The organism is Paenibacillus sp. CR_12 (genome assembly GCF_041953985.1).
GTDB classification, from domain to species: domain Bacteria; phylum Bacillota; class Bacilli; order Paenibacillales; family Paenibacillaceae; genus Paenibacillus_AQ; species Paenibacillus_AQ lautus_A.
The window spans coordinates 53,218-76,433 of sequence record NZ_JAVFHO010000014.1; the positions used below are offsets into that span (position 1 = coordinate 53,218).

At 48.3% G+C, this 23,216-nt stretch carries 35 protein-coding genes; 33 read left to right on the top strand and 2 right to left on the bottom strand.

Annotated features, from left to right (window positions below):
- The first annotated feature begins 4 nt into the window (after positions 1-4).
- The 30 genes from rpsQ (at position 5) to RB297_RS30420 (ending at position 19,384) form a co-directional block, all read left to right on the top strand.
- Entirely contained in the window at positions 5-271 is a 267-nt protein-coding gene (rpsQ, locus tag RB297_RS30275) for a 30S ribosomal protein S17 (protein WP_009589223.1), read from the top strand.
- 36 nt (positions 272-307) lie between these two features.
- A complete protein-coding gene (gene rplN / locus RB297_RS30280; protein ID WP_006212911.1) occupies positions 308-676 on the top strand; it encodes a 50S ribosomal protein L14 in 369 nt (122 codons plus the stop codon).
- Positions 677-753: 77 nt separating this feature from the next.
- Positions 754-1,110 (top strand): 50S ribosomal protein L24, encoded by a 357-nt coding sequence (gene rplX / locus RB297_RS30285; protein WP_006212910.1) that lies wholly within the window; start codon positions 754-756, stop codon positions 1,108-1,110.
- A gap of 28 nt (positions 1,111-1,138) precedes the next feature.
- Entirely contained in the window at positions 1,139-1,681 is a 543-nt protein-coding gene (gene rplE, locus RB297_RS30290) for a 50S ribosomal protein L5 (protein WP_007132558.1), read from the top strand.
- 46 nt (positions 1,682-1,727) lie between these two features.
- Complete coding sequence (locus RB297_RS30295) at positions 1,728-1,913, top strand: type Z 30S ribosomal protein S14 (RefSeq protein WP_013312154.1); 186 nt, start codon at positions 1,728-1,730, stop codon at positions 1,911-1,913.
- A gap of 33 nt (positions 1,914-1,946) precedes the next feature.
- Positions 1,947-2,345 (top strand): 30S ribosomal protein S8, encoded by a 399-nt coding sequence (gene rpsH, locus RB297_RS30300; RefSeq protein ID WP_006212908.1) that lies wholly within the window; start codon positions 1,947-1,949, stop codon positions 2,343-2,345.
- Between the two features lie 29 nt (positions 2,346-2,374).
- Positions 2,375-2,917, top strand: coding sequence for a 50S ribosomal protein L6 (gene rplF / locus RB297_RS30305; RefSeq protein ID WP_071221018.1), 543 nt, complete (start codon positions 2,375-2,377; stop codon positions 2,915-2,917).
- A gap of 112 nt (positions 2,918-3,029) precedes the next feature.
- A complete protein-coding gene (rplR, locus tag RB297_RS30310) occupies positions 3,030-3,398 on the top strand; it encodes a 50S ribosomal protein L18 (protein ID WP_009589217.1) in 369 nt (122 codons plus the stop codon).
- Between the two features lie 26 nt (positions 3,399-3,424).
- A complete protein-coding gene (gene rpsE / locus RB297_RS30315) occupies positions 3,425-3,922 on the top strand; it encodes a 30S ribosomal protein S5 (RefSeq protein WP_009589212.1) in 498 nt (165 codons plus the stop codon).
- Between the two features lie 12 nt (positions 3,923-3,934).
- A complete protein-coding gene (rpmD, locus tag RB297_RS30320) occupies positions 3,935-4,120 on the top strand; it encodes a 50S ribosomal protein L30 (protein WP_006212904.1) in 186 nt (61 codons plus the stop codon).
- Between the two features lie 46 nt (positions 4,121-4,166).
- Positions 4,167-4,607, top strand: a complete 441-nt coding sequence (rplO, locus tag RB297_RS30325; protein ID WP_006212903.1) for a 50S ribosomal protein L15 — start codon at positions 4,167-4,169, stop codon at positions 4,605-4,607.
- Complete coding sequence (gene secY, locus RB297_RS30330; RefSeq protein ID WP_009589213.1) at positions 4,607-5,905, top strand: preprotein translocase subunit SecY; 1,299 nt, start codon at positions 4,607-4,609, stop codon at positions 5,903-5,905. Before rplO ends, secY begins: the two co-directional genes overlap by 1 nt.
- A gap of 89 nt (positions 5,906-5,994) precedes the next feature.
- Positions 5,995-6,639, top strand: coding sequence for an adenylate kinase (locus RB297_RS30335; RefSeq protein WP_009589204.1), 645 nt, complete (start codon positions 5,995-5,997; stop codon positions 6,637-6,639).
- Positions 6,640-6,644: 5 nt separating this feature from the next.
- Positions 6,645-7,397 (top strand): type I methionyl aminopeptidase, encoded by a 753-nt coding sequence (map, locus tag RB297_RS30340; RefSeq protein ID WP_015737621.1) that lies wholly within the window; start codon positions 6,645-6,647, stop codon positions 7,395-7,397.
- 4 nt (positions 7,398-7,401) lie between these two features.
- On the top strand, positions 7,402-7,713 hold the full coding sequence (locus RB297_RS30345) for a KOW domain-containing RNA-binding protein (RefSeq protein ID WP_015737620.1): 312 nt from the start codon (positions 7,402-7,404) through the stop codon (positions 7,711-7,713).
- A 2-nt stretch (positions 7,714-7,715) separates the two neighbouring features.
- Positions 7,716-7,931, top strand: coding sequence for a translation initiation factor IF-1 (infA, locus tag RB297_RS30350; protein WP_006212898.1), 216 nt, complete (start codon positions 7,716-7,718; stop codon positions 7,929-7,931).
- Between the two features lie 131 nt (positions 7,932-8,062).
- A complete protein-coding gene (gene rpmJ, locus RB297_RS30355) occupies positions 8,063-8,176 on the top strand; it encodes a 50S ribosomal protein L36 (protein ID WP_003333770.1) in 114 nt (37 codons plus the stop codon).
- A gap of 20 nt (positions 8,177-8,196) precedes the next feature.
- Complete coding sequence (gene rpsM / locus RB297_RS30360; RefSeq protein ID WP_006212897.1) at positions 8,197-8,565, top strand: 30S ribosomal protein S13; 369 nt, start codon at positions 8,197-8,199, stop codon at positions 8,563-8,565.
- Positions 8,566-8,584: 19 nt separating this feature from the next.
- Entirely contained in the window at positions 8,585-8,980 is a 396-nt protein-coding gene (rpsK, locus tag RB297_RS30365; protein ID WP_009589209.1) for a 30S ribosomal protein S11, read from the top strand.
- Between the two features lie 134 nt (positions 8,981-9,114).
- Entirely contained in the window at positions 9,115-10,059 is a 945-nt protein-coding gene (locus RB297_RS30370) for a DNA-directed RNA polymerase subunit alpha (RefSeq protein ID WP_006212895.1), read from the top strand.
- A gap of 37 nt (positions 10,060-10,096) precedes the next feature.
- Positions 10,097-10,462, top strand: a complete 366-nt coding sequence (gene rplQ / locus RB297_RS30375; protein WP_009589203.1) for a 50S ribosomal protein L17 — start codon at positions 10,097-10,099, stop codon at positions 10,460-10,462.
- 327 nt (positions 10,463-10,789) lie between these two features.
- Positions 10,790-11,581 carry a tRNA pseudouridine(38-40) synthase TruA gene (gene truA / locus RB297_RS30380; RefSeq protein WP_375122063.1) on the top strand — a complete coding sequence of 264 codons (792 nt, stop codon included), beginning with the start codon at positions 10,790-10,792 and terminating at the stop codon, positions 11,579-11,581.
- A 301-nt stretch (positions 11,582-11,882) separates the two neighbouring features.
- Positions 11,883-12,320: a 50S ribosomal protein L13 gene (gene rplM / locus RB297_RS30385; RefSeq protein ID WP_009589234.1), complete on the top strand. Its 438-nt coding sequence runs from the start codon at positions 11,883-11,885 to the stop codon at positions 12,318-12,320.
- Between the two features lie 20 nt (positions 12,321-12,340).
- Complete coding sequence (gene rpsI / locus RB297_RS30390) at positions 12,341-12,733, top strand: 30S ribosomal protein S9 (RefSeq protein WP_006212891.1); 393 nt, start codon at positions 12,341-12,343, stop codon at positions 12,731-12,733.
- A gap of 428 nt (positions 12,734-13,161) precedes the next feature.
- The gene (locus tag RB297_RS30395) at positions 13,162-13,611 is read left to right on the top strand and encodes a MarR family winged helix-turn-helix transcriptional regulator (RefSeq protein WP_096777170.1); all 450 of its coding nucleotides are present in this window, start codon (positions 13,162-13,164) and stop codon (positions 13,609-13,611) included.
- 9 nt (positions 13,612-13,620) lie between these two features.
- Positions 13,621-15,267, top strand: coding sequence for a DHA2 family efflux MFS transporter permease subunit (locus tag RB297_RS30400; RefSeq protein ID WP_096777169.1), 1,647 nt, complete (start codon positions 13,621-13,623; stop codon positions 15,265-15,267).
- Positions 15,268-15,463: 196 nt separating this feature from the next.
- Positions 15,464-16,156, top strand: coding sequence for a phosphoadenylyl-sulfate reductase (locus tag RB297_RS30405; protein ID WP_015737617.1), 693 nt, complete (start codon positions 15,464-15,466; stop codon positions 16,154-16,156).
- A 56-nt stretch (positions 16,157-16,212) separates the two neighbouring features.
- Entirely contained in the window at positions 16,213-17,382 is a 1,170-nt protein-coding gene (gene sat / locus RB297_RS30410) for a sulfate adenylyltransferase (RefSeq protein ID WP_375122064.1), read from the top strand.
- Between the two features lie 70 nt (positions 17,383-17,452).
- On the top strand, positions 17,453-18,226 hold the full coding sequence (gene cwlD / locus RB297_RS30415) for an N-acetylmuramoyl-L-alanine amidase CwlD (protein ID WP_009589216.1): 774 nt from the start codon (positions 17,453-17,455) through the stop codon (positions 18,224-18,226).
- Positions 18,227-18,289: 63 nt separating this feature from the next.
- Complete coding sequence (locus RB297_RS30420; protein ID WP_015737614.1) at positions 18,290-19,384, top strand: Mrp/NBP35 family ATP-binding protein; 1,095 nt, start codon at positions 18,290-18,292, stop codon at positions 19,382-19,384.
- Between the two features lie 70 nt (positions 19,385-19,454).
- On the opposite strand, the gene gerD is transcribed toward RB297_RS30420, so the two are convergent.
- Positions 19,455-20,171 carry a spore germination lipoprotein GerD gene (gerD, locus tag RB297_RS30425; RefSeq protein ID WP_096777167.1) on the bottom strand — a complete coding sequence of 239 codons (717 nt, stop codon included), beginning with the start codon at positions 20,169-20,171 and terminating at the stop codon, positions 19,455-19,457.
- A gap of 193 nt (positions 20,172-20,364) precedes the next feature.
- Between gerD and RB297_RS30430 the strand changes: the two genes are divergently transcribed.
- Positions 20,365-20,958: a KinB-signaling pathway activation protein gene (locus tag RB297_RS30430; protein WP_096777166.1), complete on the top strand. Its 594-nt coding sequence runs from the start codon at positions 20,365-20,367 to the stop codon at positions 20,956-20,958.
- 53 nt (positions 20,959-21,011) lie between these two features.
- Here the strand turns inward: RB297_RS30430 and pdaB are convergent, their stop codons facing one another.
- Complete coding sequence (gene pdaB / locus RB297_RS30435) at positions 21,012-21,815, bottom strand: polysaccharide deacetylase family sporulation protein PdaB (protein WP_009589226.1); 804 nt, start codon at positions 21,813-21,815, stop codon at positions 21,012-21,014.
- 95 nt (positions 21,816-21,910) lie between these two features.
- On the opposite strand from pdaB, the gene RB297_RS30440 reads away from it, so the two are divergent.
- Together RB297_RS30440 and RB297_RS30445 are read left to right on the top strand one after the other, a co-directional pair.
- Positions 21,911-22,519, top strand: coding sequence for a stage II sporulation protein M (locus tag RB297_RS30440; protein ID WP_009589220.1), 609 nt, complete (start codon positions 21,911-21,913; stop codon positions 22,517-22,519).
- Positions 22,520-22,728: 209 nt separating this feature from the next.
- On the top strand, positions 22,729-22,959 hold the full coding sequence (locus RB297_RS30445; protein ID WP_009592811.1) for a hypothetical protein: 231 nt from the start codon (positions 22,729-22,731) through the stop codon (positions 22,957-22,959).
- Positions 22,960-23,216 lie beyond the last annotated feature (257 nt).

A 23,216-nucleotide genomic window follows, 5' to 3' on the forward strand; every position in this document is an offset into this window, starting at 1 on the left:
ACAAATGAGCGAAGAACGCAATGCTCGTAAAGTGCAAATCGGTAAAGTTGTCAGCGATAAAATGGATAAAACCATTGTTGTAGCTGTTGAAACTTATAAGAAGCATGACTTGTATCACAAACGCATTAAATACACGAAAAAATTTAAAGCGCATGATGAGAACAATCAAGCTCAAATCGGAGATACCGTTAAAATCATGGAAACTCGCCCTCTCTCCAAAGACAAGCGCTGGAGACTGGTAGAAGTGGTTGAAAAAGCGGTTATCATCTAAGATATGATCAGTTTTTGATGGAAGGAGGAAATTTAAATGATTCAACCATTTACACGTTTAGCTGTTGCTGACAACTCCGGTGCGAAGGAACTGATGTGTATCCGCGTATTGGGTGGTACTGGTCGTCGTACAGCTCAAATCGGTGATTTGATCGTATGTTCCGTCAAACAAGCAACACCAGGCGGCGTTGTCAAAAAGGGTGATGTAGTAAGAGCGGTAGTCGTTCGTACGAAGCGTTCTGTACGTCGTAAAGACGGATCTTACATCTCATTTGACGAGAATGCAGCTGTTGTTGTTAAAGACGACAGAAGCCCACGCGGAACTCGTATTTTCGGACCAGTTGCTCGCGAACTTCGCGAAAGAGACTACATGAAAATCGTTTCCTTGGCTCCGGAAGTAATCTAATAACACCCCAAAAAGTGACGTAACTTTTCGGGAACCCGATAAATAGTTGAACTGGCTAGTCATAGGAGGTGTAACGAATGCCTAAAGTGAAAAAAGTTCTGGAATCCCATAGCAACAAACTGCACGTGAAAAAAGATGATACAGTTATCGTCATCAGCGGTAAAGACAAAGGCAAAAAAGGCCGTGTCATCGCAGCGTACCCTCGTGAAAATCGTGTTTTGGTTGAAGGTGTGAACATGATCAAGAAACACCAGAAGCCAAACCAAATGAACCCACAAGGCGGTATCATCGAGAAGGAAGCTCCGATCCATGTATCGAACGTTATGCACGTTGATCCGAAGAGCGGAAAAGTAACTCGTATCGGTTACAAAGTACTGGACAACGGCAAAAAAGTTCGCGTAGCTAAAAGATCCGGAGAAGTTATCGATAAATAAGACGGTTTAGAAAGGAGGTCCTTGAATCATGGCAGCAAGAATGAAAGAGCGTTTTTTGAACGAAGTAACTCCTGCTCTGATGCAGAAGTTTAGCTATAAGACAGTAATGCAAGTACCAAAAATCGAGAAGGTTGTCATCAACATGGGTGTGGGTGACGCTGTAGCCAACTCGAAAGTGCTTGATTCCGCTGTGAACGACATGCAGCTGATTGCTGGTCAAAAACCGGTTATCACCCGTGCAAAGAAATCCATCGCGGGATTCAAACTGCGTGAGAACATGCCAATCGGTGTGAAGGTAACGCTGCGCGGTGAGCGTATGTACTACTTCCTCGACAAGCTGTTCAACGTTACACTTCCACGTGTACGTGACTTCCAAGGCGTGTCCACCAAAGCATTTGACGGACGCGGTAACTATACGCTCGGTCTGAAAGAGCAGCTCATTTTCCCTGAAATTGAGTATGACAAAGTGGATAAGGTTCGCGGTATGGACATCGTTATCGTAACGACAGCCAAAACCGACGAAGAATCCCGTGAACTGCTTGCTCAACTGGGCATGCCTTTCGCGAAATAAGACGGTTGTCCTTTTCTCCGAAACTATTTAGGAGGTGTCAGGCTAAGTGGCAAAAACTTCGATGAAAGTTAAACAACAACGTACACCGAAATTCAAAGTACGGGCATATACCCGTTGTGAACGTTGTGGTCGCCCACATTCGGTACTGCAGAAGTTTAAAATTTGCAGAATTTGTTTCCGTGAATTAGCTTATAAAGGCCAGATTCCTGGCGTGAAAAAAGCAAGCTGGTAAGAAGTTTATAAACGGGAAGGAGGTTTATCCTACATGACTATGTCCGATCCAATTGCAGATATGCTAACTCGTATTCGTAACGCGAACACGGTTCGCCACGAAACAGTAGAAATGCCTGCTTCGACGATTAAAAAACAAATCGCTGACATCTTGAAGCGTGAAGGCTTCATCCGTGATGCAGAGTTTGTGGAAGACAATAAACAAGGGATCATTCGTGTATTCCTGAAATATGGTTCCAACAACGAGCGCGTAATCACAGGTCTGAAAAGAATCAGCAAACCAGGTCTTCGCGTTTACACGAAGAGCAACGAAGTACCTCGCGTACTTGGTGGTTTGGGTATTGCGATCATCTCCACGTCTAAGGGAGTTATGACCGACAAAGAAGCTCGTCAATCCAAAGCTGGCGGAGAAGTTCTCTGCTACGTATGGTAATCAACGTCACAAGATAGGAGGTGTAATGAATGTCCCGTATTGGTCGTAAACCAATTGCTATTCCTAACGGTGTGGAAGTCACACTGGATAACACTGTAATCACTGTAAAAGGACCTAAAGGTACCTTGACTCGTGAATTGCATAAAGACATGCAAATTACAGTAGAAAACAACGAGATCAATGTTGTTCGTCCTTCCGACAACAAAACACATCGCTCTCTTCACGGCACGACCCGCAGCGTTGTCTCGAATATGGTCAACGGTGTAACTGAAGGATTCTCGAAAAACCTTGAGTTGGTTGGTGTCGGATACCGTGCAAGCAAATCCGGAGATAAAATCGTTCTGAACGTGGGTTACTCCCACCCAGTTGAAATTACACCGGAGCCAGGTATTGAATTCGACGTACCGGCTAACACGAAAATCACGGTTCGCGGTATCGATAAAGAGCGCGTAGGTGCATACGCTGCTAAGATTCGTTCCGTACGTGAGCCTGAGCCTTACAAAGGTAAAGGGATTAAATACGAAGGTGAACGCATTATCCGTAAGGAAGGTAAAGCTGGTAAGAAGAAGTAAGGTTAGCTGACTGGGGATCTACCTGGTTGATAACTTGCCTCTTCTCCCATACTTACCCGATGCGTCTAAAAGTGAAGCTCTTAAGGCAAAACTGAAGGGAGGAAATGGAAGCATGATCACGAAACAAGACAAGAACAAAGCTCGTCTGAAAAGACACCTGCGTGTCCGTAAGAAAATCCAAGGCACTGCAGAACGTCCACGTCTGAACGTGTTCCGTTCTTCGAAACACATCTATGCTCAATTGATCGACGACGTGGCTGGCGTGACTTTGGCATCAGCTTCTACGCTGGACAAAGAACTGGTTAACGACATCAAGAACGGCGGAAGCGTTGAATCCGCTCGTAAAGTCGGCGAACTCGTTGCAAAACGTGCAGCAGACAAAGGTTATAAATCGATCGTATTCGATCGTGGTGGATATTTGTACCATGGACGTATTCAAGCACTTGCAGAGGCAGCTCGCGAGGCAGGCCTTGAATTCTAAGATATTTTCAAAAGGAGGTAAACGACTTGCGTGTAGATCCTAACACTTTAGAACTGACTGAAAGAGTAGTAAACATTAACCGCGTTGCTAAAGTTGTAAAAGGCGGACGTCGCTTTAGCTTTAGCGCACTGGTAGTTGTCGGTGATGGCAAAGGTTGGGTAGGAGCAGGTATCGGTAAAGCAGGCGAAGTACCGGATGCAATCCGCAAAGGTATTGAAGATGCTAAGAAAAACCTGATTCACATTCCACTTGTTGGAACCACTATTCCTCACCTCGTAACAGGACACTTCGGAGCAGGCCGCGTATTGTTGAAGCCGGCATCTGAAGGTACTGGGGTTATCGCTGGCGGACCGGTTCGTGCAGTACTCGAGCTGGCTGGCGTAGGCGACATTTTGACAAAATCTCTAGGTTCTTCGAACTCCATGAACATGGTCAATGCGACTTTGGAAGGCTTGTCCCGCCTGAAGCGTGTTGAAGATGTTGCCAAGCTTCGCGGCAAATCCGTCGAAGAGCTGTTGGGTTAAGGAGGGAATCTCATGGCTAAACTTGAAATCACCCTCGTACGCAGCGTGATTGGTCGTCCAGAGGATCAGCGTGCAACCGTGAAAACACTCGGACTTCGCAAAATCAACCATTCCGTGGTTCAAAGCGACAATGCTGCAATTCGCGGAATGATCAAGAAAGTAAATCACCTGGTTTCTGTTAAAGAAATCGAAGGTTAATCCCGGGCAGTTTATCCCCGGACATATTAAGGAGGTGCAACGAACGATGAAGTTACATGAGCTGAGCCCAGCACCTGGATCCCGCAAAGAGCGCAAGCGCGTTGGACGCGGTACTAGTAGCGGTACGGGTAAAACGTCGGGTCGCGGTCACAAAGGACAAAACTCTCGTTCCGGCGGTGGTGTACGTCCAGGCTTCGAAGGTGGACAGAACCCATTGTATCGTCGTCTTCCGAAGCGCGGTTTCGTAAACCCAACTCGGAAAGAGTACGCGATTGTGAACATCGAAGAACTTAACAGCTTTGCAGCAGGTACTGAAGTGACTCCAGAAGTTTTGGTTGAGAGCGGTATTGTTAACAATACAAAGAGCGGAATCAAAATTCTTGGCAACGGTGAAGTTACCGTTTCTTTGACTGTAAAAGCTAATAAGTTTTCTCAATCTGCGGTAGAGAAGATCGAGGCTGCCGGCGGTAAAACCGAGGTGATCTAATGTTTAAGACCCTGAAAAATATATGGCGTGTCGAGGACCTTCGCAAGCGTATTTTGTTCACCTTATTCGTTCTGATCATCTTCCGTATCGGATCCTTTGTACCGGTTCCCGGTGTTAACAAGGATGTCTTTACCCAGACGAATCAGGCAGGCAATGAGTTGTTCGGTCTTCTTAACACGTTCTCGGGGGGCGCGTTATCGCAGTTTTCGATCTTCGCCCTTTCGATATTTCCATATATTACTTCGTCCATTATCGTGCAATTGCTGTCGATGGACGTCATTCCAAAGTTCGCGGAATGGAACAAACAAGGGGAACACGGGAAGAAGCAGTTGGCTCAAATTACTCGTTATGGTACGGTAATACTGGGTCTGATTCAGGCGTTCGGTATGTCCATCGGGTTTAACCGCCTGTATGGCGCCGAAATGGTTCCTGGAGCAACCTTTATCGACTTCGTCGTGATCGCGATCGTTCTTACTGCAGGTACATCATTCTTGATGTGGCTCGGCGAACAGATTACGGAACGCGGAATCGGTAACGGTATTTCGATCATTATCTTTGCAGGTATCGCTGCTGGTATTCCGATGCACATTCGGACAACGATTGAATCGAACTTCATTCAGGATGGTCAGGTCTTCATGAACATTCTGAAGGGTGTCATCATCCTCTTGATTTTGGTTCTGATCATTACCGGTGTTGTATTCATTCAGCAAGGTATCCGTAAAATTCCGGTTCAATACGCGAAGCGTGTTGTAGGAAACAAAATGTACGGTGGACAGAACACACACATTCCGCTCAAGATTAACGGAGCAGGCGTTATTCCGGTCATCTTTGCGATGTCATTGCTGCAGTTCCCGGTTATCCTGGCCAGCTTCTGGGCACACCAGAATTGGGCGAAATGGATTACGGCGAACCTGGCTTATGACAGCCCGCTTGGAATGGTACTGTATGTACTCATGATCATTGGTTTCACGTTCTTCTACACCTTCGTGCAGATGAATCCGAACCAAATGGCTGATAATATGAAGAAGAACGGCGGCTATGTGCCGGGCATTCGTCCTGGTAAAGCTACCGAGAAGTATCTGACACGGGTTATGACCCGTTTGACCATGACAGGAGCTCTGTTCCTGGCCGTGATCTCCGTACTTCCGGTGTTCTTCGGATCACTTGCAGGTCTTCCTCGTACGGTTCAGATTGGTGGCACGTCCCTCTTGATCGTCGTCGGTGTTGCACTGGATACGATGAAGCAGATCGAAAGCCAACTGATCAAACGTCATTACAAAGGTTTTATCAATAAATAGGCGATAGGTTCCGGCGAGTGGTCTGTATCGCTTCCCGGCGCCTATTGTGTTGTTCTTGCTAGTCAATCAAGGGGAGGGAGTGACGTAAGGTGAACATCTTATTCATGGGTCCTCCTGGGGCAGGAAAAGGAACGCAAGCAGAAAACATCGTGAATGAATTCGGTATTCCTCATATTTCTACAGGCGATGCATTTCGTCTCGCGATTAAACAAGGAACTCCCATCGGGATCAAAGCGAAGGAATTCATGGATCAGGGTCTGCTGGTACCCGATGACGTAACGATTGGTATTGTGGAAGAGCGTCTGCAGCAGTCCGATTGCGAAAAAGGTTTTTTATTGGACGGCTTTCCAAGAACCCTTTCGCAAGCGGAAGCGCTGGATGACATTCTCGCCCGCTTGAATACTGGTCTCGATCACGTCATCAACCTGAAAGTGGATCGGGAAAAGCTTCTGGCCCGCCTAACCGGCCGCCGGATTTGCAAAAACTGCGGTTCGACTTATCATGTGATCTTTAATCCTCCTAAACAGGAAGGCATTTGTGATAAATGCGGCGGCGAATTGTACCAACGCTCCGATGATAACGAAGAGAGCGTCGGCATTCGTTTAGACGAATATATCAACAAAACAGCACCACTCCTCACGTTTTATGAGAACAAAGGTCTTTTGCGTCAAATCGATGGTGATCAGGAAATCGACGCGGTTTCATCACAAATTGCGTCTATACTGAGAGGTTAAGTATAATGATCATTTGTAAATCCGAAACGGAACTGAGCTTGATGAGAGAAGCAGGAAGGATCGTGGCGGAATGCCACAAACTCCTTGCCGCTCATGTTGAACCGGGCATTACGACCGGGGAACTGGACCTGATGGCCGACAAGTTCATTCGAAGCCAAGGCGCTGTGCCATCTTTTAAAGGCTACAACGGATTTCCTTCCAGCATTTGCGCATCAGTCAACGAAGAATTGGTGCATGGATTTCCAGGCAAACGCAAATTGATCGAGGGCGATATCGTTACGTTTGATATCGGCGCGCAATACCAGGGTTACCATGGTGACTCGGCATGGACCTACGCTGTAGGAGAAATTTCCGAAGAGGCCCAGCGTTTGCTGGACGTTACGGAAGGATCGCTCTATGCTGGACTTGCGCTAGTCAAACCCGATGTCCGCTTGTTTACAATCTCTCATGCCATTCAGCGTCATATCGAGGATGCAGGTTTCTCTGTCGTCCGGGAGTACGTTGGTCATGGCGTGGGTACCGATCTGCATGAGGATCCGCAAATTCCGAACTATGGCATTCCTGACCGCGGACCAAGACTCAAACCGGGCATGGTGCTCGCGATTGAGCCGATGGTCAATGCCGGGAAACGGCATGTCAAGACGCTGGAAGACAACTGGACGGTTGTTACGGTTGACGGCTCACTATGTGCTCACTTCGAGCATACGGTAGCAGTCACGCCGGATGGCATGGAAATTTTGACGAAGCTGCCGGAATAGGGTGATGACATTGAATCATGAAATCACGCTTCAACCCGGTCAGATTGTTAAGATACTGAAGGGCAGAGATGCCGGACAGTATGCCGTTATCGTTTCGATTGAGGACAGCAGGTTCGTGTGGATCGCGGATGGGGACAAACGCAAGTTTGACGGGGCCAAGAAGAAGAATGTTCTTCATCTTGAACCTCAATCCTACATTAGCAGTGAAGTGGTAAACAGTTTGCAAGAAAGCGGTCGGGTTACAAACGGTAAATTGCGTTTCGCACTTGGCCAATTTGTATCCGATAAATCCAAGGCAGATCAGAAAGGAGACTAACTGTGGCTAAAGAAGATGTCATTGAAGTCGAAGGAACGGTCATCGAGCCGTTGCCGAATGCTACCTTTAAAGTCGAGCTGGAGAATGGTCACCAGATTCTCGCTCATGTTTCCGGAAAGCTGCGGATGCACTTTATCCGTATCCTTACAGGAGACAAAGTGGTTGTTCAACTCTCGCCGTACGATTTAACCAAAGGTCGTATCACGTACCGTAAATAGATTCAAGGTTCCCCCGGGGAATCAAGGAAAGCTGCGAAGCGGTTTTACTGACGTAAAACTCAGCAGCGGTAACAAACTACTTTAGTTTCGAAGCTGGTTTTACAACGTAAAACTTGGAGGAGGTAATTAGCATGAAGGTAAGACCTTCTGTAAAGCCTATTTGCGAAAAATGCAAAGTCATTCGCCGCAAAGGGAACGTAATGGTTATCTGTGAAAATCCGAAACACAAACAAAAACAAGGTTAAAGAAGGGGGTGTAGCGTAAAATGGCTCGTATAGCTGGTGTGGATTTGCCACGTGACAAACGCGTTGAGATCGCCTTGACTTACATTTTCGGAATCGGTAAAACGACTTCCCAGAAAGTATTGAAAGAAACTGGAATCAATGCAGACACTCGTGTCCGTGATTTGACAGAAGATGAAGTCAGCAAATTGCGCGAAACGATCGATGGTATGGTTAAGGTAGAAGGTGACCTGCGTCGTGAAATTTCCTTAAATATTAAACGTCTCACGGAGATCGGCTGCTACCGCGGTATTCGTCACCGTCGTGGATTGCCTGTTCGTGGTCAACGTACTAAAACGAATGCTCGTACACGTAAAGGTCCTCGTCGTACCGTAGCGAACAAGAAGAAATAAGAAAGGGGGATAATAGACAATGGCTAAACCAAAAAAAGTCGTACGTACTAAACGTCGTGACCGCAAAAATATTGAAAGTGGCGTGGCTCATATCCGCTCCACGTTCAACAATACAATCGTAACGATTACGGATCCTCACGGAAACGCGATTTCTTGGGCAAGCTCCGGCGGCCTTGGATTTAAAGGTTCCCGTAAGTCGACCCCGTTCGCTGCGCAAATGGCTGCTGAAACAGCTGCCAAAGCGGCTATGGAACACGGTATGAAAGCGGTGGAAGTCATGGTTAAAGGTCCTGGTGCTGGTCGTGAAGCAGCAATTCGTTCCCTGCAAGCAGCAGGTCTCGAAGTGAACCTGATCAAAGACGTAACACCAATTCCACATAACGGATGCCGCCCACCAAAACGTCGTCGCGTATAATGAAGTCATCCTGTTAATGTGGTATAAATCCGTTGCAATCTGCTAATAATGGTTGTTTAGGCATACTACTACATGGATTACTGGATAAGATGACAGTTTCATATAGGAGCGACGTTTGAAGGAGGGGTACTTGCGTGATTGAAATCGAAAAGCCGAAAATTGAGACCGTTGATGTCAATGAAGAAGGAACCTATGGGAAATTCGTTGTTGAGCCTCTAGAGAGAGGATATGGCACGACGCTGGGGAACTCGCTTCGCCGCATCTTGTTATCCTCACTCCCGGGTGCAGCCGTCACATCGATTCAAATCGATGGCGTGCTTCATGAATTCTCCACGATTCCGGGTGTCATGGAAGACGTGACCGAGGTCATCCTGAACCTGAAAGCTTTGTCTCTGAAAATTCATTCCGATGAAGAGAAAGTGTTCGAGATTGATGCGGAGGGTGAAGGGGTTGTTACTGCTGGTGACATCCGTGCGGATAGTGATGTGGAGATTCTGAATCCGGATCTTCATATTGCGACGCTGGGCCCTGGTGCAAGACTTCATATGCGTATTTTTGCCAGTCGCGGTCGTGGCTATGTCCAGGCGGATCGGAACAAACGCGATGACCAGCCTATCGGCGTCATTCCCGTCGATTCGATCTACACTCCGATTAGCCGTGTTAACTACGGCGTGGAAAATACGCGTGTTGGCCAAGTAACCAACTACGACAAGCTGACGCTTGAAATTTGGACGGATGGCAGCATCCGCCCAGAAGAAGCCGTTAGTCTCGGCGCGAAAATCTTGACTGAGCATCTGTTCCTCTTCGTGGGTCTGACCGACGAAGCGAAGGATGCGGAGATCATGGTCGAGAAAGAAGAAGACAAGAAAGAAAAAGTGCTTGAAATGACGATCGAAGAGCTGGATCTTTCCGTTCGTTCCTACAACTGCTTGAAACGTGCCGGCATTAATACGGTACAAGAGCTGACTACGAAAACCGAAGAGGATATGATGAAAGTCCGGAACCTCGGACGCAAATCCTTGGAGGAAGTTCAAGAGAAGCTCGAAGAGTTGGGCCTGGGACTTCGTACGGAAGAATAACAGATTCGGCTTAGCTTAGCAAAGGAGGGAAAAACACATGGCATACCAAAAGTTGGGCCGCGATTCCAGTGCGCGTAAAGCGTTGTTCCGTGACCTGGTAACCGACCTTTTCTTATATGAGCGTATTCAAACGACTGAAGCCAAAGCGAAAGAAGTTCGTTCGATCGCTGAGAGACTGATCACAAAAGCAAAAAAAGGTGATCTGCACGCTCGTCGTCAAGTAGCTGCATTCGTGCGTCGTGAAACGGTTGACGGTGAACAAGATGCAATCCAAAAATTGTTCTCCGAAATCGCTCCTCGCTACGTAGAGCGTCCAGGCGGATACACGCGTATCCTGAAACTGGGTCCTCGTCGTGGTGACGCAGCTCCAATGGTTTATTTGGAACTGGTAGATCGCGCGTAATTTCGTTTTTGTTCCATTGAAGTGACTGAAGTTATGTATGCCCGGCTCTTCAGATGTTTATTCTAGGAGCCATGAACGGGAAGTGGTGCGAGATATAGTCGATCATTTGGTTCGACTCGTCTCGACTACTCCATGGGCTACGATAACGGGGACCTTCTAGTCATGTGGCTGACTCGAAGGGTGCGGCTTAACATGATGAAAAGGAGCTCCTATGGGGCTCTTTTTTTGATAGATATGGAACTCATGAGTTATCAGCGATGCTGATGAGGTTCTAAATCGCAAGTTTCGTTTCGGAATCATTCGATGAAAGCACGCAGGAGGCAAGCAATGCGTAATCTTCTGATGAAGGTCAGTTACGACGGTACCGATTATAACGGCTTTCAGACCCAGCCCGGTGGCCACACGATTCAGGACTATTTGGAGGAAGCCATTCGCCGCTTGTCCGGAGAGCAGCTCAAGATTACGGCTTCCGGCCGGACAGATGCCGGGGTGCATGCCCGCGCCCAGGTATTTAATTTTTACACGGCTTCCCCCATTCCCGTGGAGCGTTGGTGCATGGCATTAAACACTTGGCTGCCGGAAGATATCGTGGTTTCGGATGCAATGGAGGTACCGATGGAATTCCATTCCCGCCATGCAGCGAAACGCAAAACCTATCGTTTTACCATTAATGCGAATCAATATCCGGATCTATTCAACCGGCGGTACCAGATCCATCATCATGGAAAACTGGATATCGCAGCGATGGAGCAGGGACTTTCTCATCTGATCGGAACGCACGACTTTACAACGTTTGCGTCACGAAAGTCGACGAAGCCGTCCCATGTCCGTACGATTTTTGATGCTTGGATCGAGAAGGATACATCCATGTGCCGCCCAGGCACCAGAGATCAAGGAATCATTCATACGTACGTATCCGGGAACGGGTTTCTGCAGCACATGGTCCGGATCATTATGGGAACGTTGATAGAGGTAGGGGAAGGCAAGCGCCATCCGGATGATATGAAGGTCATATTGGAAGCCCAAAATCGGGCGGCAGCCGGTCCCACAGCGATGGGCAAGGGCTTGATGTTATGGGAAGTGGATTACGATATCGCCGGCCAAGAGAAGCTGCAATGACTGACGCGATACGTGCCACGCAGACGGCTGTTCCCCAAAGAACCGGAAAGCGTTCGGGATGCGTTTGGCGGCTTGTTTGAATCAAACCGCAGGGTGTAAGGTAGAAAAGCAAAAAACACTTGCGGAAGTGGGCGTAATCCTGTATTATATAAGTTGTGTTTTCTTAACGGCTCTCCCACAGCCCCGGTTAAGAGAATGCCAATAGCAAGACAGCAACACCATGAAAATGCTTTACACATGAACGAAGATAAATGATGAAAATTAATGATGATTTTCGGACGAATACAAGGAGGAACTATACATGCGTACCACCTATATGGCGAAGCCAAATGAAGTTGAGCGCAAATGGTACATCGTTGATGCCGAAGGCAAAACGCTTGGCCGTTTGGCAAGTGAAGTTGCGGCTCTGATCCGCGGCAAACATAAGCCTCAATTCACTCCACATGTTGACACAGGGGATTTCGTGGTTGTTATCAACGCCGAGAAAATCCACCTCACTGGCAAAAAGATGGAGAACAAGAAATACTATCGTCACTCCCTGCATCCAGGTGGATTGAAAGTAACTTCAGCTCAAGACCTGATTGCTAAATTCCCAGAGCGTGTAATCGAAAGCGCGGTTCACGGCATGCTTCCTAAAACTCGCATGGGCGAGAAAATGAAGCTGAGACTGAAAGCATACGCAGGCACGGCACATCCACATGAAGCACAAAAACCAGAAGTTTACGAACTTCGCGGTTAATTAAAAAGGAGGACAGTTTCATGGCACAAGTACAATACTATGGGACAGGTCGTCGTAAGCACTCGGTAGCACGTGTACGCCTCGTACCGGGTGAAGGACGCATTGTCATCAATAAACGTGATATCAATGAATATTTCGGTTTGGAAACACTCAAACTGATCGTTAAACAACCTTTGAATCTGACAGAAACACTGGGCAAATATGACGTGCTTGTCATCGCTCACGGTGGCGGCATCTCCGGTCAAGCTGGAGCAATCCGTCACGGTATCTCCCGTGCTCTTCTGAAAGCAGATCCTGAATTCCGTCCTTCTCTGAAAAGAGCTGGATTCCTGACTCGCGACCCTCGTATGAAAGAACGTAAGAAATACGGTCTTAAAGCAGCTCGTCGCGCGCCTCAGTTCTCCAAACGTTAATATTCGATTTACCAAGCCCTTGACCATTACGGTCAAGGGCTTTTTTGTGGTGTCTGAAAGCATAATTCTCGAAGCATAGGTCTCCCGGTTATGGCAACACACCGTCCTCTGCACGAAGTCTGTCCACTGTGTTGGAAAAGTGGACAAGACAATTGTAGTCAGGTTGTCCACAAAGATATGCACATCATGGTGAGCACATTAGGGATACGTTCGCGTGTTTTGGGGCATGTTGTTCACATCATGTGCACAGGTTGAGGATAGAAAGAATGAAGCTGGCTTCCGAGCATGATCATCTGACATCGTTAACACTTGACTTCATATGTAAATAGAGATATATTATTAATTGCAAATTAATTAAGCACTTAAATAATTAATATTTAATCATTAATTAGATAAGTAATTTCTTGGAGCAGTAAGGGGTGATATGGTTGGATCGCAATGAAGAGATTTTTAAGGTGTCGTCGATGTTCCGGGCGCTGCTGAAGAACATTTCTCAAGAATGGAACAAGTCGAGCGCCGGGAAATACAATTTAAGTTTCCCTCAATTTCAGGTGCTGTATGTATTAAAGATGAGAGGACCTCTAAAGGTCTCGGAGCTTGCTGAAGTTTTGTCTTTGACGCCGCCGGCTATAACCGGACTGACGGATAAATTGGTTGCAGAAGGATATCTGCAGAAAGAACGCGCCGAGGATGACCGCAGAGTTGTCAACATCACGCTCTTGGAACCGGGGCTTGAGATCATTAAGAAAGTGAAGAAGGATCAAAAAGAAATGATCCAGGGATTTTTCGACTTCCTCTCAGAGGAAGACATTCAGCATTTAAGAAGAATCTTCTCCTTGATGCTGTCAAACATAGATAAAAACAATCACAACGGGTAGAGGTGGAGCATGGAGCATTTAACGCTTAAACGTAAAGTTTCGATTATGATCGCGATCATGGCTGCGATGTTCTTCGCAGCCATTAACCAGACGATAACAAGCACCGCGATGCCGCGGATTATCGCCATTCTCGATGGCATGGATTATTATACATGGACCATCAACATTTATTTGTTAACATCAACGATCGCTACCATACTGGTTGGCAAGCTGTCCGACATGTTCGGACGTAAGCCGTTTATAATGATAGGTATATTGTTTTTCATGTTAGGGGCTTTCCTGACGGGTACTTCGACAGACGTGTATCAGTTTATCATTTATCGCGGTATTCAAGGTATCGGTGCCGGCATTATCCAGTCAACGGCATTTATGTCGGTCGGGGACTTATTCCCGCCGCGGGAACGTGGTAAATGGATGGGCCTGATGACGGCGGTATTCGGTTTTTCCAGTGTCCTGGGTCCTACGCTTGGCGGTTACCTGGTCGATAACATTGAATGGCGCTGGTTATTCTGGATCTTCCTGCCGCTGGGCGTCGTTGCCTTTATCATGATCATGACATTGTTCCCTAAGGTCGAACGCAAACCGGGTCAATCCATCGATTATTTGGGCTCCTTATTCCTGACAACGGCCATCGTTCCGTTGCTGCTTGCCTTTTCTTGGGCAGGTACGGAATATCCTTGGGGATCGCCGGAAATTATCGGTCTCATAGCGGCTTCGGTCGTATCGGCCATCATCTTTATATTTGTTGAGACAAAGGCCAAGGAACCGGTTTTGCCGCTGAGTTTGTTTAAGAACAGCGTCGTTACGGTTTCCAATCTGATTGGATTCATTATGAACTTCGGTTTGATGGGCGCGATGATTTACATCTCGTTCTACGTGCAGGGCGTACTCGGCATTTCGCCTACCTATGCCGGGTATGTAACGATTCCGATGTCGGTCTTCATGATGGGAATGAGCGCCGTCGTGGGCCAGCTGATCGCGAAGAGCGGGAAGTACAAACGTTACGCGCTGCTTGGCGTACCGATCATGATTGTGGGCATGGGTATCATGGTATTCATGGATAACCTGTGGCTGACCGTGGTCAGTACCATCATTTTCGGTGTCGGTCTTGGTTTGGGCATGCCGGTATTCTCGCTGGCCACGCAAAATGCGGTATCGCACAAAGAGCTTGGCGTAGCGACGGCTTCTTCCCAATTGTTCCGTAATCTTGGCGGTACGATCGGTATCGCGGTTATGGGTACGGTTATGTCGAATAACCTGACGAAGAATTTGAAGGATGCACTTCAGTCGGAGAGCGCGCCTGACTTCAGCTCCTTGGATCCGCAGATGGCCCAGCAGATGCTATCGTTCGCGAATCCGCAGACGCTGATGAATAAGCCGTTGATCGAACAGACGCAAGCAAGCCTTCCTGCAGATGTGCAGCCACTATTCCTGCAGATGATAGACAGCATTCGCGATGCGCTCGGAAATACGCTATCCATGGTATTCCTTACCGGGATGCTGGTGCTTGTGGTCGCATTGCTGCTCGTATTCTTCTTGAAGGAAATTCCGCTGCGGACAACGAATCAGGCATCGGCTCCCAAGTCCGAGGATTCGGAAGGAAAAAGTGCCGGTGCAGGCATGAGAGCCAAAGAGGTATCCGTAGCATCGGAGTAAGGTCCAAGACTTGTCATAATGTTTGGAAAATAGAATAGAGAGAAGCCCCCTCCTGCTTGCGCAGGAAGGGTTTTTTCGTTTTTTATGGTAACGATTTGATGGTTGACATTTATTAGGAATGTTTTATACTGTATTTAATTCATATTATTTCAGTAGGATTATCGGGATTAATGAAAAATGGGGGAGGCATCCAATCATGAATTTGCTGGAGAAAGAAGATCTGATCAGAGTGCAAGCTGAAGAGCTTGAGCACGCATCCGCTGAGGAAGTCATCGAATTTGCAATCAAGACGTTTCCTAACATAACGTTTGCTTGCAGCTTTGGAGCAGAAGATGTGGTATTGGTCGATATGATTCAGAAGATCAGTCCGTCGACGGATATTTTTTATCTGGATACCGACTTTCATTTCAAGGAGACATACGAAACGCGGGATCGTATGGCAGAACGTTATGGGCTGGAATTTGTGCGCGTATCTCCGCTCATCACGCCGGAAGAGCAAGCGGCTCAGCATGGCGAAGCATTATGGAGCGTCAGCCCGAACGAATGCTGCAACATCCGCAAGGTAGAGCCGTTGACCCGGATTCTGTCTCAATACGAGGCTTGGATCACAGGCATACGAAGAGATCAAGCCCCTACCCGGGCGAACTCGAAGAAGATTGAATATGATACCAAGTTCGGTTTGGTGAAGTTCAATCCGATCGCGGGCTGGACGAGTGAGGATGTGTGGAATTACATCCGCACGAACGAGATCATCTACAACCCGCTGCATGATCAGAATTATCCGAGCATTGGCTGCGAATACTGCACGCGGCAGGTCATGCCGGGAGAAGATCCACGTGCAGGACGCTGGTCCGGGCATGAGAAGACGGAGTGCGGGCTTCATAAATAAACAGATAAGAACCACTTGCCTTATCACAGTTGCAGCATAAGAAGGAGGAATTATTCATGACAGCCATACTCCCTCATGGCGGTACGCTGGTACAGCGGGTAGCCCAAGGAGAAGAACGTGAAGCTTTGTTGAAGCAGGTTGACACCTTTCATAAGATCCCTGTAAACGCCTGGAGCATTTCGGACTTGGATCTAATCGGGGTCGGAGCATTTTCGCCATTGCAGGGATTTCTGAACGAGCAGGACTACAAATCTGTCGTTTCCAATATGCGTTTATCTGACGGAACGGTGTGGAGCATACCGGTCACGCTGGCCGTAGATGAAGACACGGCGGCGAAGCTCGTAGTCGGCGAGAAGGCGGCGCTTGTAGGAGAAGAAGACGGCGTCGTTTATGGCGTCATCGATGTCGAGAGCGTCTACCAGGTCGATCAGCAATTCGAGGCTGTACAAGTATTCAAGACCGATGATCCGGAACATCCAGGCGTGAAAAAGCTTTTGGAACGACCTGCGACGTATGTTGGAGGTCCGATTCAAGTATTGAATCGTCCACAGCCGGAACGTTTTGGCGAGTTTTATTTTGATCCGGCAGAAACACGCGCACATTTTAAAGCCAAGGGCTGGAATACGGTTGTCGGCTTTCAGACCCGAAATCCGGTCCACCGTGCACATGAGTACATTCAGAAAAGCGCAATGGAAATCGTAGATGCGCTATTCCTCAATCCGCTCGTGGGAGAGACCAAATCGGATGACGTTCCTGCCAACGTGCGGATGAAGAGCTACCTCACCTTGCTGGAGAACTATTACCCCGCGGATCGTACCTTCCTGGGCGTATTTCCGGCTGCCATGCGTTATGCAGGCCCAAGGGAAGCCATATTCCATGCCATGGTTCGTAAAAATTATGGATGCACTCATTTTATCGTGGGCCGGGATCACGCCGGAGTCGGCGACTACTACGGCACTTACGAGGCACAGGAAATTTTCAAGAATTTCACTGTGGAAGAGTTAGGCATTACCCCGCTGTTCTTCGAGCACAGCTTCTTCTGCACAACGTGCGGAAACATGGCCTCGAGCAAAACATGCCCGCATCCTAAGGAGGACCATCTGACCTTGTCGGGAACGAAGGTTCGCGGCTTGCTTCGCGAGGGGCAGTGCCCGCCGCCGGAATTTACGCGCCCGGAAGTTGCGCAAGTACTGATCGAAGGCATGAAAGAGCAGATCACGGTATAACGAAGGCATAAATAACCACCTTGTCCCATATGATGGAGTAGAACAACTCATGGGACGAGGTGGTTTTGTTATGTCCAGGCGGAGAACGGACAAGGTTACGGTATGGATATCGTTGAAGAGAATCAAACAAACCCTGATTGGTGCCGTACTACTGGCACTGCTCATTATCGTAGTGACGTACGAAATCCCCTCTGCCAAAACGTCCAATACCTGGAGCCTGCCGCTTGCCGGCAAAGTCATTGCCCTTGATGCAGGCCATGGCGGGCCAGACGGGGGAGCAGTAAGCCGCCAAGGCGTCATAGAGAAGGATGTAAACCTGGCCATCACCTTGTATCTACGTGATTACTTGCAGCAGGCAGGCGCGCTTGTCATTATGACAAGAGAAGGAGACTACGACCTGGCTGCGGAAAGCACCAAGGGATATTCCAAGCGGAAAACGGAAGACCTCAAACAACGCGTGCGGATGATCGAGGACAGCAAGGCCGACCTGTTTATCAGCATGCATCTGAACAGCATTCCGTCCAATCGGTGGAGAGGCGCGCAGACCTTTTTCCCGCCGAATAACGAGGACAGCAAGAAACTTGCCGAATTGATCCAGGCTGAAATTAGGCATAACCTGGAGAATACGCAGCGTCTGGCCAAAACGGACGACAAGATATATTTGCTCCAAGCCCTGCGCATGCCATCCGCCCTGGTCGAGGTCGGTTTCTTGTCCCACCCGCAGGAATCCGAATTGCTTCGGGACGAGAAATACCAGAGGAAGGTCGCAGCTTCCGTGTATAACGGCATTTTGCGGTATACCTCCGGAGAGTCCATCAGCGAGTCGTCACAAGCTGCAGAGTAATGGTATAATAGACACGAATAACGAAACATTGTCTATTCCATTACATAGAGCAGAGGTGCTTATATGCTGACTAGAGAAACGGTGCAGGAGATACTCCAGCCTTTACGTGATCCCGAAACCGGGAAGAGCCTGATGGAGCTCCAGCGTATTCGAGATATTGTAGTCAAGGAACGCACGGTTCGACTATCCGTGACGTACAGCAGCGAAGATGTACGCGCTTCCCTGGAAGCGCAGATCAGAGAAATTCTGGAGGCGATGGGGGCGGAGGATATTCATATCCGCATGCGTCCCCTGGACAATGCCTCAAACCAAGCGAACCGCGAGGAAGCCAACGATCGCGACAAGCTGACAAAAGGGCATGCTGCCGGCATGGAGCAGAATACGCTTCTAAGCGAACAATCCGGCGTTCATTTCATTGCGATCGCAAGCGGCAAAGGCGGCGTCGGCAAATCCACCGTTACGGTGAATTTAGCCGCAGCTTTGGCCCGACAAGGGAAGAGGGTCGGTCTGATTGACGCGGATATTTACGGATTCAGCGTGCCGGACATGATGGGTATTGAGGAAGGGCCCTCCGTAACCGAAGACGGCGTCATTCACCCGGTTGAGCGCTTTGGCGTCAAGGTCATGTCGATGGGCTTCTTCATCCGTGAGAACAGTCCGGTGATTTGGCGCGGACCGATGCTTGGCAAAATGCTGCGTCAATTTTTCACCGATGTCGCTTGGGGGGATTTGGACTACATGCTGCTTGATCTGCCGCCAGGAACCGGTGACGTGGCGCTGGACGTGCATCAGATGATTCCGCAGAGCAAAGAGATCATCGTAACCACCCCGCATGCTACGGCGGCGTTTGTTGCCGCCAGAGCGGGTGCGATGGCCTTGCAGACCGATCATGAAATTCTAGGCGTCGTCGAGAACATGTCCTATTATGTCTGCTCCCATGGCGGTGAGAAGGATTATGTGTTCGGTCGTGGAGGCGGAGGCAAGCTTGCCGAGACGCTTCATACGGAGCTTCTCGCGCAGCTTCCGTTGGGGGCCCCGGATAATCACCCTTCGGAGCCGGATTTCTCGCCATCGGTTTATAAACCGGGGACCGAGAGCGCAGCGATTTACGAAGAGATCGCCTCACGAATCGCGGCTAAGCTTGAAGGATCCGTTTAAGACCAACTCATAATATGACGAAACAAGCTCCCTCTGCAGGGAGCTTGTTCTATTTTTCGGAATGGATGCTTTAACCGCCGCCGCCGCCATCACCGCCGCCTTCTTCGCCGCCGCCGCTTTCACTGCTACCTTCACCGCCGCCACCGCCTTGCTCTTCTTGGCCTTGTCCCTCGCCTTGTTTTTTCTTTTCCACTTTAGGCTGAAGTTCATCTTTCACGACCGTTTTGAGCAGTTCCAGAACCTCCATGCGGAACAGCGGATTTTGCATAGCTTCCTGCATCACGGTCATGGACTGTTTGCGATAGTCCGGCGTATTGGTCAATTCAAGAAACGATTTCATCACATCCGGTGATTTTAACATATCCTGAATAGCCTTTTGATACGTAGGGTCCTTGATCAGCTGCATATGCAGCTGCTTGCTCTCGGAATTAATGGCCTTGGCAAAATCGCCGGCGAATTGCGGATCGGTCATGATCTTCTCAATTTCCTTCTTATATTCATCCGACACCAGCGTATCCTTAACAGCCATCCGAATTTGATCGCCAGATTGGGCGGACATCATCCGCATTCCCATTGAGCCTCCGCTGCCTGAGGAACCGCCGGCTCCGCCCCCCATCGCTTCTTCCACCGCTTTTTTGCCTTCGTCGGTTTTCAGAATGTCGACCACCATAGACTTGATTTCTTTATAGCCAAGCTGCGGGGACGAGCTTTGTTCTACGCCACAAGCGGTAAGCACCATGGCAGCAACGAAGACGATAATACATAAACGAAATAACGGCCACTTCATTACCGTTGTCCTCCTTTTTTCGCAAGAAAAATCCTTCTGCGTGCGGTCTGTCTTTTCGTGAAAGTAAGTTGAATGTCATTTTTCTTACGGGTCTTCGCATAGTATGCGATGGATTTGCAGAAATATGTCGGATTCAGAATGGTTTTTTATTGTGAACGTTGGTAAAATAATGATCTGTGGGGGTGGAAGTTAGTTGAGCTTACGTAAGTGGTCCAAATTGTTTTTGAAAACGCTGCTCGTCGGGGCAGTGGCGGCATTGATCGTAGGTCTGGTCCTGCAGTTGTTTAATGGCGCTATCGAGTTCACGGGAATGGCCGATTTATTGATATACCCGCTGATTTTGTTAGGCTCTGGGGCGCTGGTGAGCGTATACTCCCAGATGGGCTTTTTTGCATACCTGACGTTAAATTATATGGGGATTGGCATATTCCGAAGAAAGACTTGGCAATACATTCAGATCGTGTTGGCTGTACTGGCATTGCTGGAGCTGATGTTCTTCCGTACGTTTGTCGGCGGATCCACCAGCCTGCAGCAGGATTTGATTCTGGGTATCTCCATACTGGTCATTGCCATTGTCGTTGCTTACCTCAAAGTAAAGAGCACAAATGCCAACGCATGGATCCCGACGCTGTTCTTCATGATGGCCATTTCCATCGTAGAGATTATCGGCGTGCTGCAAATCGGAGTGAGCAACGCCACGATTTTTATGGTTGTACCGTTGCTGATCTGTAATGCATACCAGATTCTGACGCTTCATAAAGTTACACAAGACGAAAAAAAGAGCTAACGCCTTAGCTCTTTTTTTGTTAAGCATTATTTAATGTTAAGGGTCTTCATGAGTCATAGCCCGCCTGCGTCTTCGATGCTCTTCTGCAATGAAGCGTGATCGCGGACCTCGGTGCCTTGGGTGCTGCCCTGTTGAAGCAGATCGGTGACCGTGACGAACTCGTAGCCTTGATTGCGAAGTTCCTTGATGATGAGAGGCAGCGCTTCATGGGTTTGCTTCACCGAATCGCTGGCGTGCATCAGCACGATATCTCCCGGATGGGCTTTGGAGACGACGCGATCGACGATTTTCTCGACGCCGATGTTCTTCCAATCCCTGGAGTCGGTATCCCACTGGATCACCGTGTAGTTCAGGCTTTGGGCGATGCTGAGGACTCTTTTGTCAAAATCCCCGTTCGGCATCCGTATCAATTTGGGTTCTTGTCCGGTCATTGCGGTTAAAATAGTGTGTGCCGAAGAAATCTGCTTGCGTATTTCCTCGTCGGTGAGCGTGCTGTAATTATCGTGCTTGAAGCCGTGGCTCCCGATTTCATATCCGCTTTCCTTGATGGCATTCACGATATCGGGATGCGTTTTGCTCCATGGCGCAGACAGGAAGAAGGTTGCCTTTTGAACTCCATTGTCCTTTAAGGCCTGTAAAATGGGCTCTGCGCGTTTTTCGCCCCAGCTGATGTCAAAGGTCAACGCAATCTGTTTCTTGTCCGTAGACACGCTGTAAATCGCTGACGGGTTGTCCTCGGAGAAGACCGAGATGTTGTCACTCTCCACATAAATAACGCCGATTGCAAAGATCGCCGCGGCAAGAACGAAGAAAAACCGCTTAATCTTTCTGCCGTTGAATACATAAAAAGAATTCATAATACGTGCGCCCCTCTCCCTTCAGTGTGCAATAGCTTGTTTACTTTCAACATATGCTCGTACTTGCGAGTTATACCAATTTAGGAGGTTCTCGAATGTTACGTTTTAGCATTTTTCTTAGAGATTTAAGATCCATCCGGAAGGCATTGCTCTTGGCGGCGGTTCTATTTATAGCCGGAATCGCAGCGGGAGCAAGCTCAGAGGGATTTGAGCAATTCCTTCTGGGTCAGCTTCAAGGGCTGGGGGAGATTAGCCAGCAGCTAGGTTCCTCCGATCATCCGGAATGGAACTTTTTTGTGTTCATCTTTCTGAACAACAGCATTAAAAGCGTGCTGGTTATGTTTTCGGGCTTGCTGCTGGGAGTGATTCCATTTTTCTTCCTGGTCGTTAACGGCATGGTGATTGGTTTCCTGGTGAAAGTCGTGGGGGAGAGCGGAGAGAGTCTGTTCGATCTGATCGTGAAGGGGCTGCTGCCTCATGGCATCATTGAGATACCGGTTATTGTGATTGCCTGCGGGTACGGCCTGGCTTTTGGCGGGCTGGTATTGAGAAGCGTTGTGGCAACAGGGGAACGCAGAAGCGGGATAGGCGCGGAGTGGCGAGGCTTTTGGCGGAAGCTGGGTACTGCTTCTTTATGGGTTGTCGTGCTGCTGCTCGTGGCCGCTATGATCGAAAGTACAATTACGTTGTGGCTGATGTCATAATTTTCCCGGAAATTGTGCATACCTAATAAAGCAGCTTGGCAGAGCAAAGAGAGAGCTGCGTGGACAGGGCGTACATCATGATGTTCAGACAGCTTTCATTCGGTTTAGAGATCCCGCCAAAACGGTTAATCACCATTACATAGGCAAGTGCAGCTTTAATCCGATTGAAGAGACGTGACATGTTCGCTTAAATATAAGGAGGTCCTATCATGCTGGGAATGCTATTCAATGAGAAAGAGTGCAAAGAGCTTGATTATGTACTGCGAAAAGAACTGGATGAAATGCTGCTGGATTTGAGCGACCAACGATTGGACCAAAATATCAGGCAGGCGATCGCTAACCGATATAAAACGGTATTTCGCATGTATGCCCGCTTTGCCCCGCAGAAAGAACTCTCCAAATATGCGCGTAACGGGAAGTTTCCGCAAATCAAACATTAATTCTGCGAAAAAGTGTTGACTAACCAGCTAACTATATGTTAAATTAATTTTCGCTTCCTTTTCGAAGGTGATGCCGCCAACCGGCGGCCATCAAACTTCAAAACAAACTTCAAAAAACTTTTTTAAAAAAAGTACTTGCAAAGTTGATAGGAAGTATGATATATTATAAAAGTCGCCGCTGAGATGCGGATGACAAATAAGAAACACAGATTGATCTTTGAAAACTGAACAACGAGTGAGTAAAACGAACCACTTTT

Excerpts from the sequence above, each read along its gene's own strand:
- rplQ (WP_009589203.1), top strand. The coding sequence starts at position 10,097 with ATGGCATACCAAAAGTTGGGCCGCGATTCCAGTGCGCGTAAAGCGTTG.
- RB297_RS30420 (WP_015737614.1), top strand. The coding sequence starts at position 18,290 with ATGCTGACTAGAGAAACGGTGCAGGAGATACTCCAGCCTTTACGTGAT.
- rpsK (WP_009589209.1), top strand. The coding sequence starts at position 8,585 with ATGGCTAAACCAAAAAAAGTCGTACGTACTAAACGTCGTGACCGCAAA.
- rpsI (WP_006212891.1), top strand. The coding sequence starts at position 12,341 with ATGGCACAAGTACAATACTATGGGACAGGTCGTCGTAAGCACTCGGTA.
- gerD (WP_096777167.1), bottom strand. The coding sequence starts at position 20,171 with ATGAAGTGGCCGTTATTTCGTTTATGTATTATCGTCTTCGTTGCTGCC.
- secY (WP_009589213.1), top strand. The coding sequence starts at position 4,607 with ATGTTTAAGACCCTGAAAAATATATGGCGTGTCGAGGACCTTCGCAAG.
- rplE (WP_007132558.1), top strand. The coding sequence starts at position 1,139 with ATGGCAGCAAGAATGAAAGAGCGTTTTTTGAACGAAGTAACTCCTGCT.
- rplO (WP_006212903.1), top strand. The coding sequence starts at position 4,167 with ATGAAGTTACATGAGCTGAGCCCAGCACCTGGATCCCGCAAAGAGCGC.
- rplN (WP_006212911.1), top strand. The coding sequence starts at position 308 with ATGATTCAACCATTTACACGTTTAGCTGTTGCTGACAACTCCGGTGCG.
- rpsQ (WP_009589223.1), top strand. The coding sequence starts at position 5 with ATGAGCGAAGAACGCAATGCTCGTAAAGTGCAAATCGGTAAAGTTGTC.
- RB297_RS30405 (WP_015737617.1), top strand. The coding sequence starts at position 15,464 with ATGAATTTGCTGGAGAAAGAAGATCTGATCAGAGTGCAAGCTGAAGAG.
- rplF (WP_071221018.1), top strand. The coding sequence starts at position 2,375 with ATGTCCCGTATTGGTCGTAAACCAATTGCTATTCCTAACGGTGTGGAA.
- pdaB (WP_009589226.1), bottom strand. The coding sequence starts at position 21,815 with ATGAATTCTTTTTATGTATTCAACGGCAGAAAGATTAAGCGGTTTTTC.
- rpsH (WP_006212908.1), top strand. The coding sequence starts at position 1,947 with ATGACTATGTCCGATCCAATTGCAGATATGCTAACTCGTATTCGTAAC.
- rpmD (WP_006212904.1), top strand. The coding sequence starts at position 3,935 with ATGGCTAAACTTGAAATCACCCTCGTACGCAGCGTGATTGGTCGTCCA.
- rplX (WP_006212910.1), top strand. The coding sequence starts at position 754 with ATGCCTAAAGTGAAAAAAGTTCTGGAATCCCATAGCAACAAACTGCAC.
- truA (WP_375122063.1), top strand. The coding sequence starts at position 10,790 with ATGCGTAATCTTCTGATGAAGGTCAGTTACGACGGTACCGATTATAAC.
- RB297_RS30445 (WP_009592811.1), top strand. The coding sequence starts at position 22,729 with ATGCTGGGAATGCTATTCAATGAGAAAGAGTGCAAAGAGCTTGATTAT.
- RB297_RS30400 (WP_096777169.1), top strand. The coding sequence starts at position 13,621 with ATGGAGCATTTAACGCTTAAACGTAAAGTTTCGATTATGATCGCGATC.
- RB297_RS30345 (WP_015737620.1), top strand. The coding sequence starts at position 7,402 with ATGACATTGAATCATGAAATCACGCTTCAACCCGGTCAGATTGTTAAG.
- rplR (WP_009589217.1), top strand. The coding sequence starts at position 3,030 with ATGATCACGAAACAAGACAAGAACAAAGCTCGTCTGAAAAGACACCTG.
- sat (WP_375122064.1), top strand. The coding sequence starts at position 16,213 with ATGACAGCCATACTCCCTCATGGCGGTACGCTGGTACAGCGGGTAGCC.
- rplM (WP_009589234.1), top strand. The coding sequence starts at position 11,883 with ATGCGTACCACCTATATGGCGAAGCCAAATGAAGTTGAGCGCAAATGG.
- cwlD (WP_009589216.1), top strand. The coding sequence starts at position 17,453 with ATGTCCAGGCGGAGAACGGACAAGGTTACGGTATGGATATCGTTGAAG.
- rpsM (WP_006212897.1), top strand. The coding sequence starts at position 8,197 with ATGGCTCGTATAGCTGGTGTGGATTTGCCACGTGACAAACGCGTTGAG.
- rpmJ (WP_003333770.1), top strand. The coding sequence starts at position 8,063 with ATGAAGGTAAGACCTTCTGTAAAGCCTATTTGCGAAAAATGCAAAGTC.
- map (WP_015737621.1), top strand. The coding sequence starts at position 6,645 with ATGATCATTTGTAAATCCGAAACGGAACTGAGCTTGATGAGAGAAGCA.
- RB297_RS30440 (WP_009589220.1), top strand. The coding sequence starts at position 21,911 with ATGTTACGTTTTAGCATTTTTCTTAGAGATTTAAGATCCATCCGGAAG.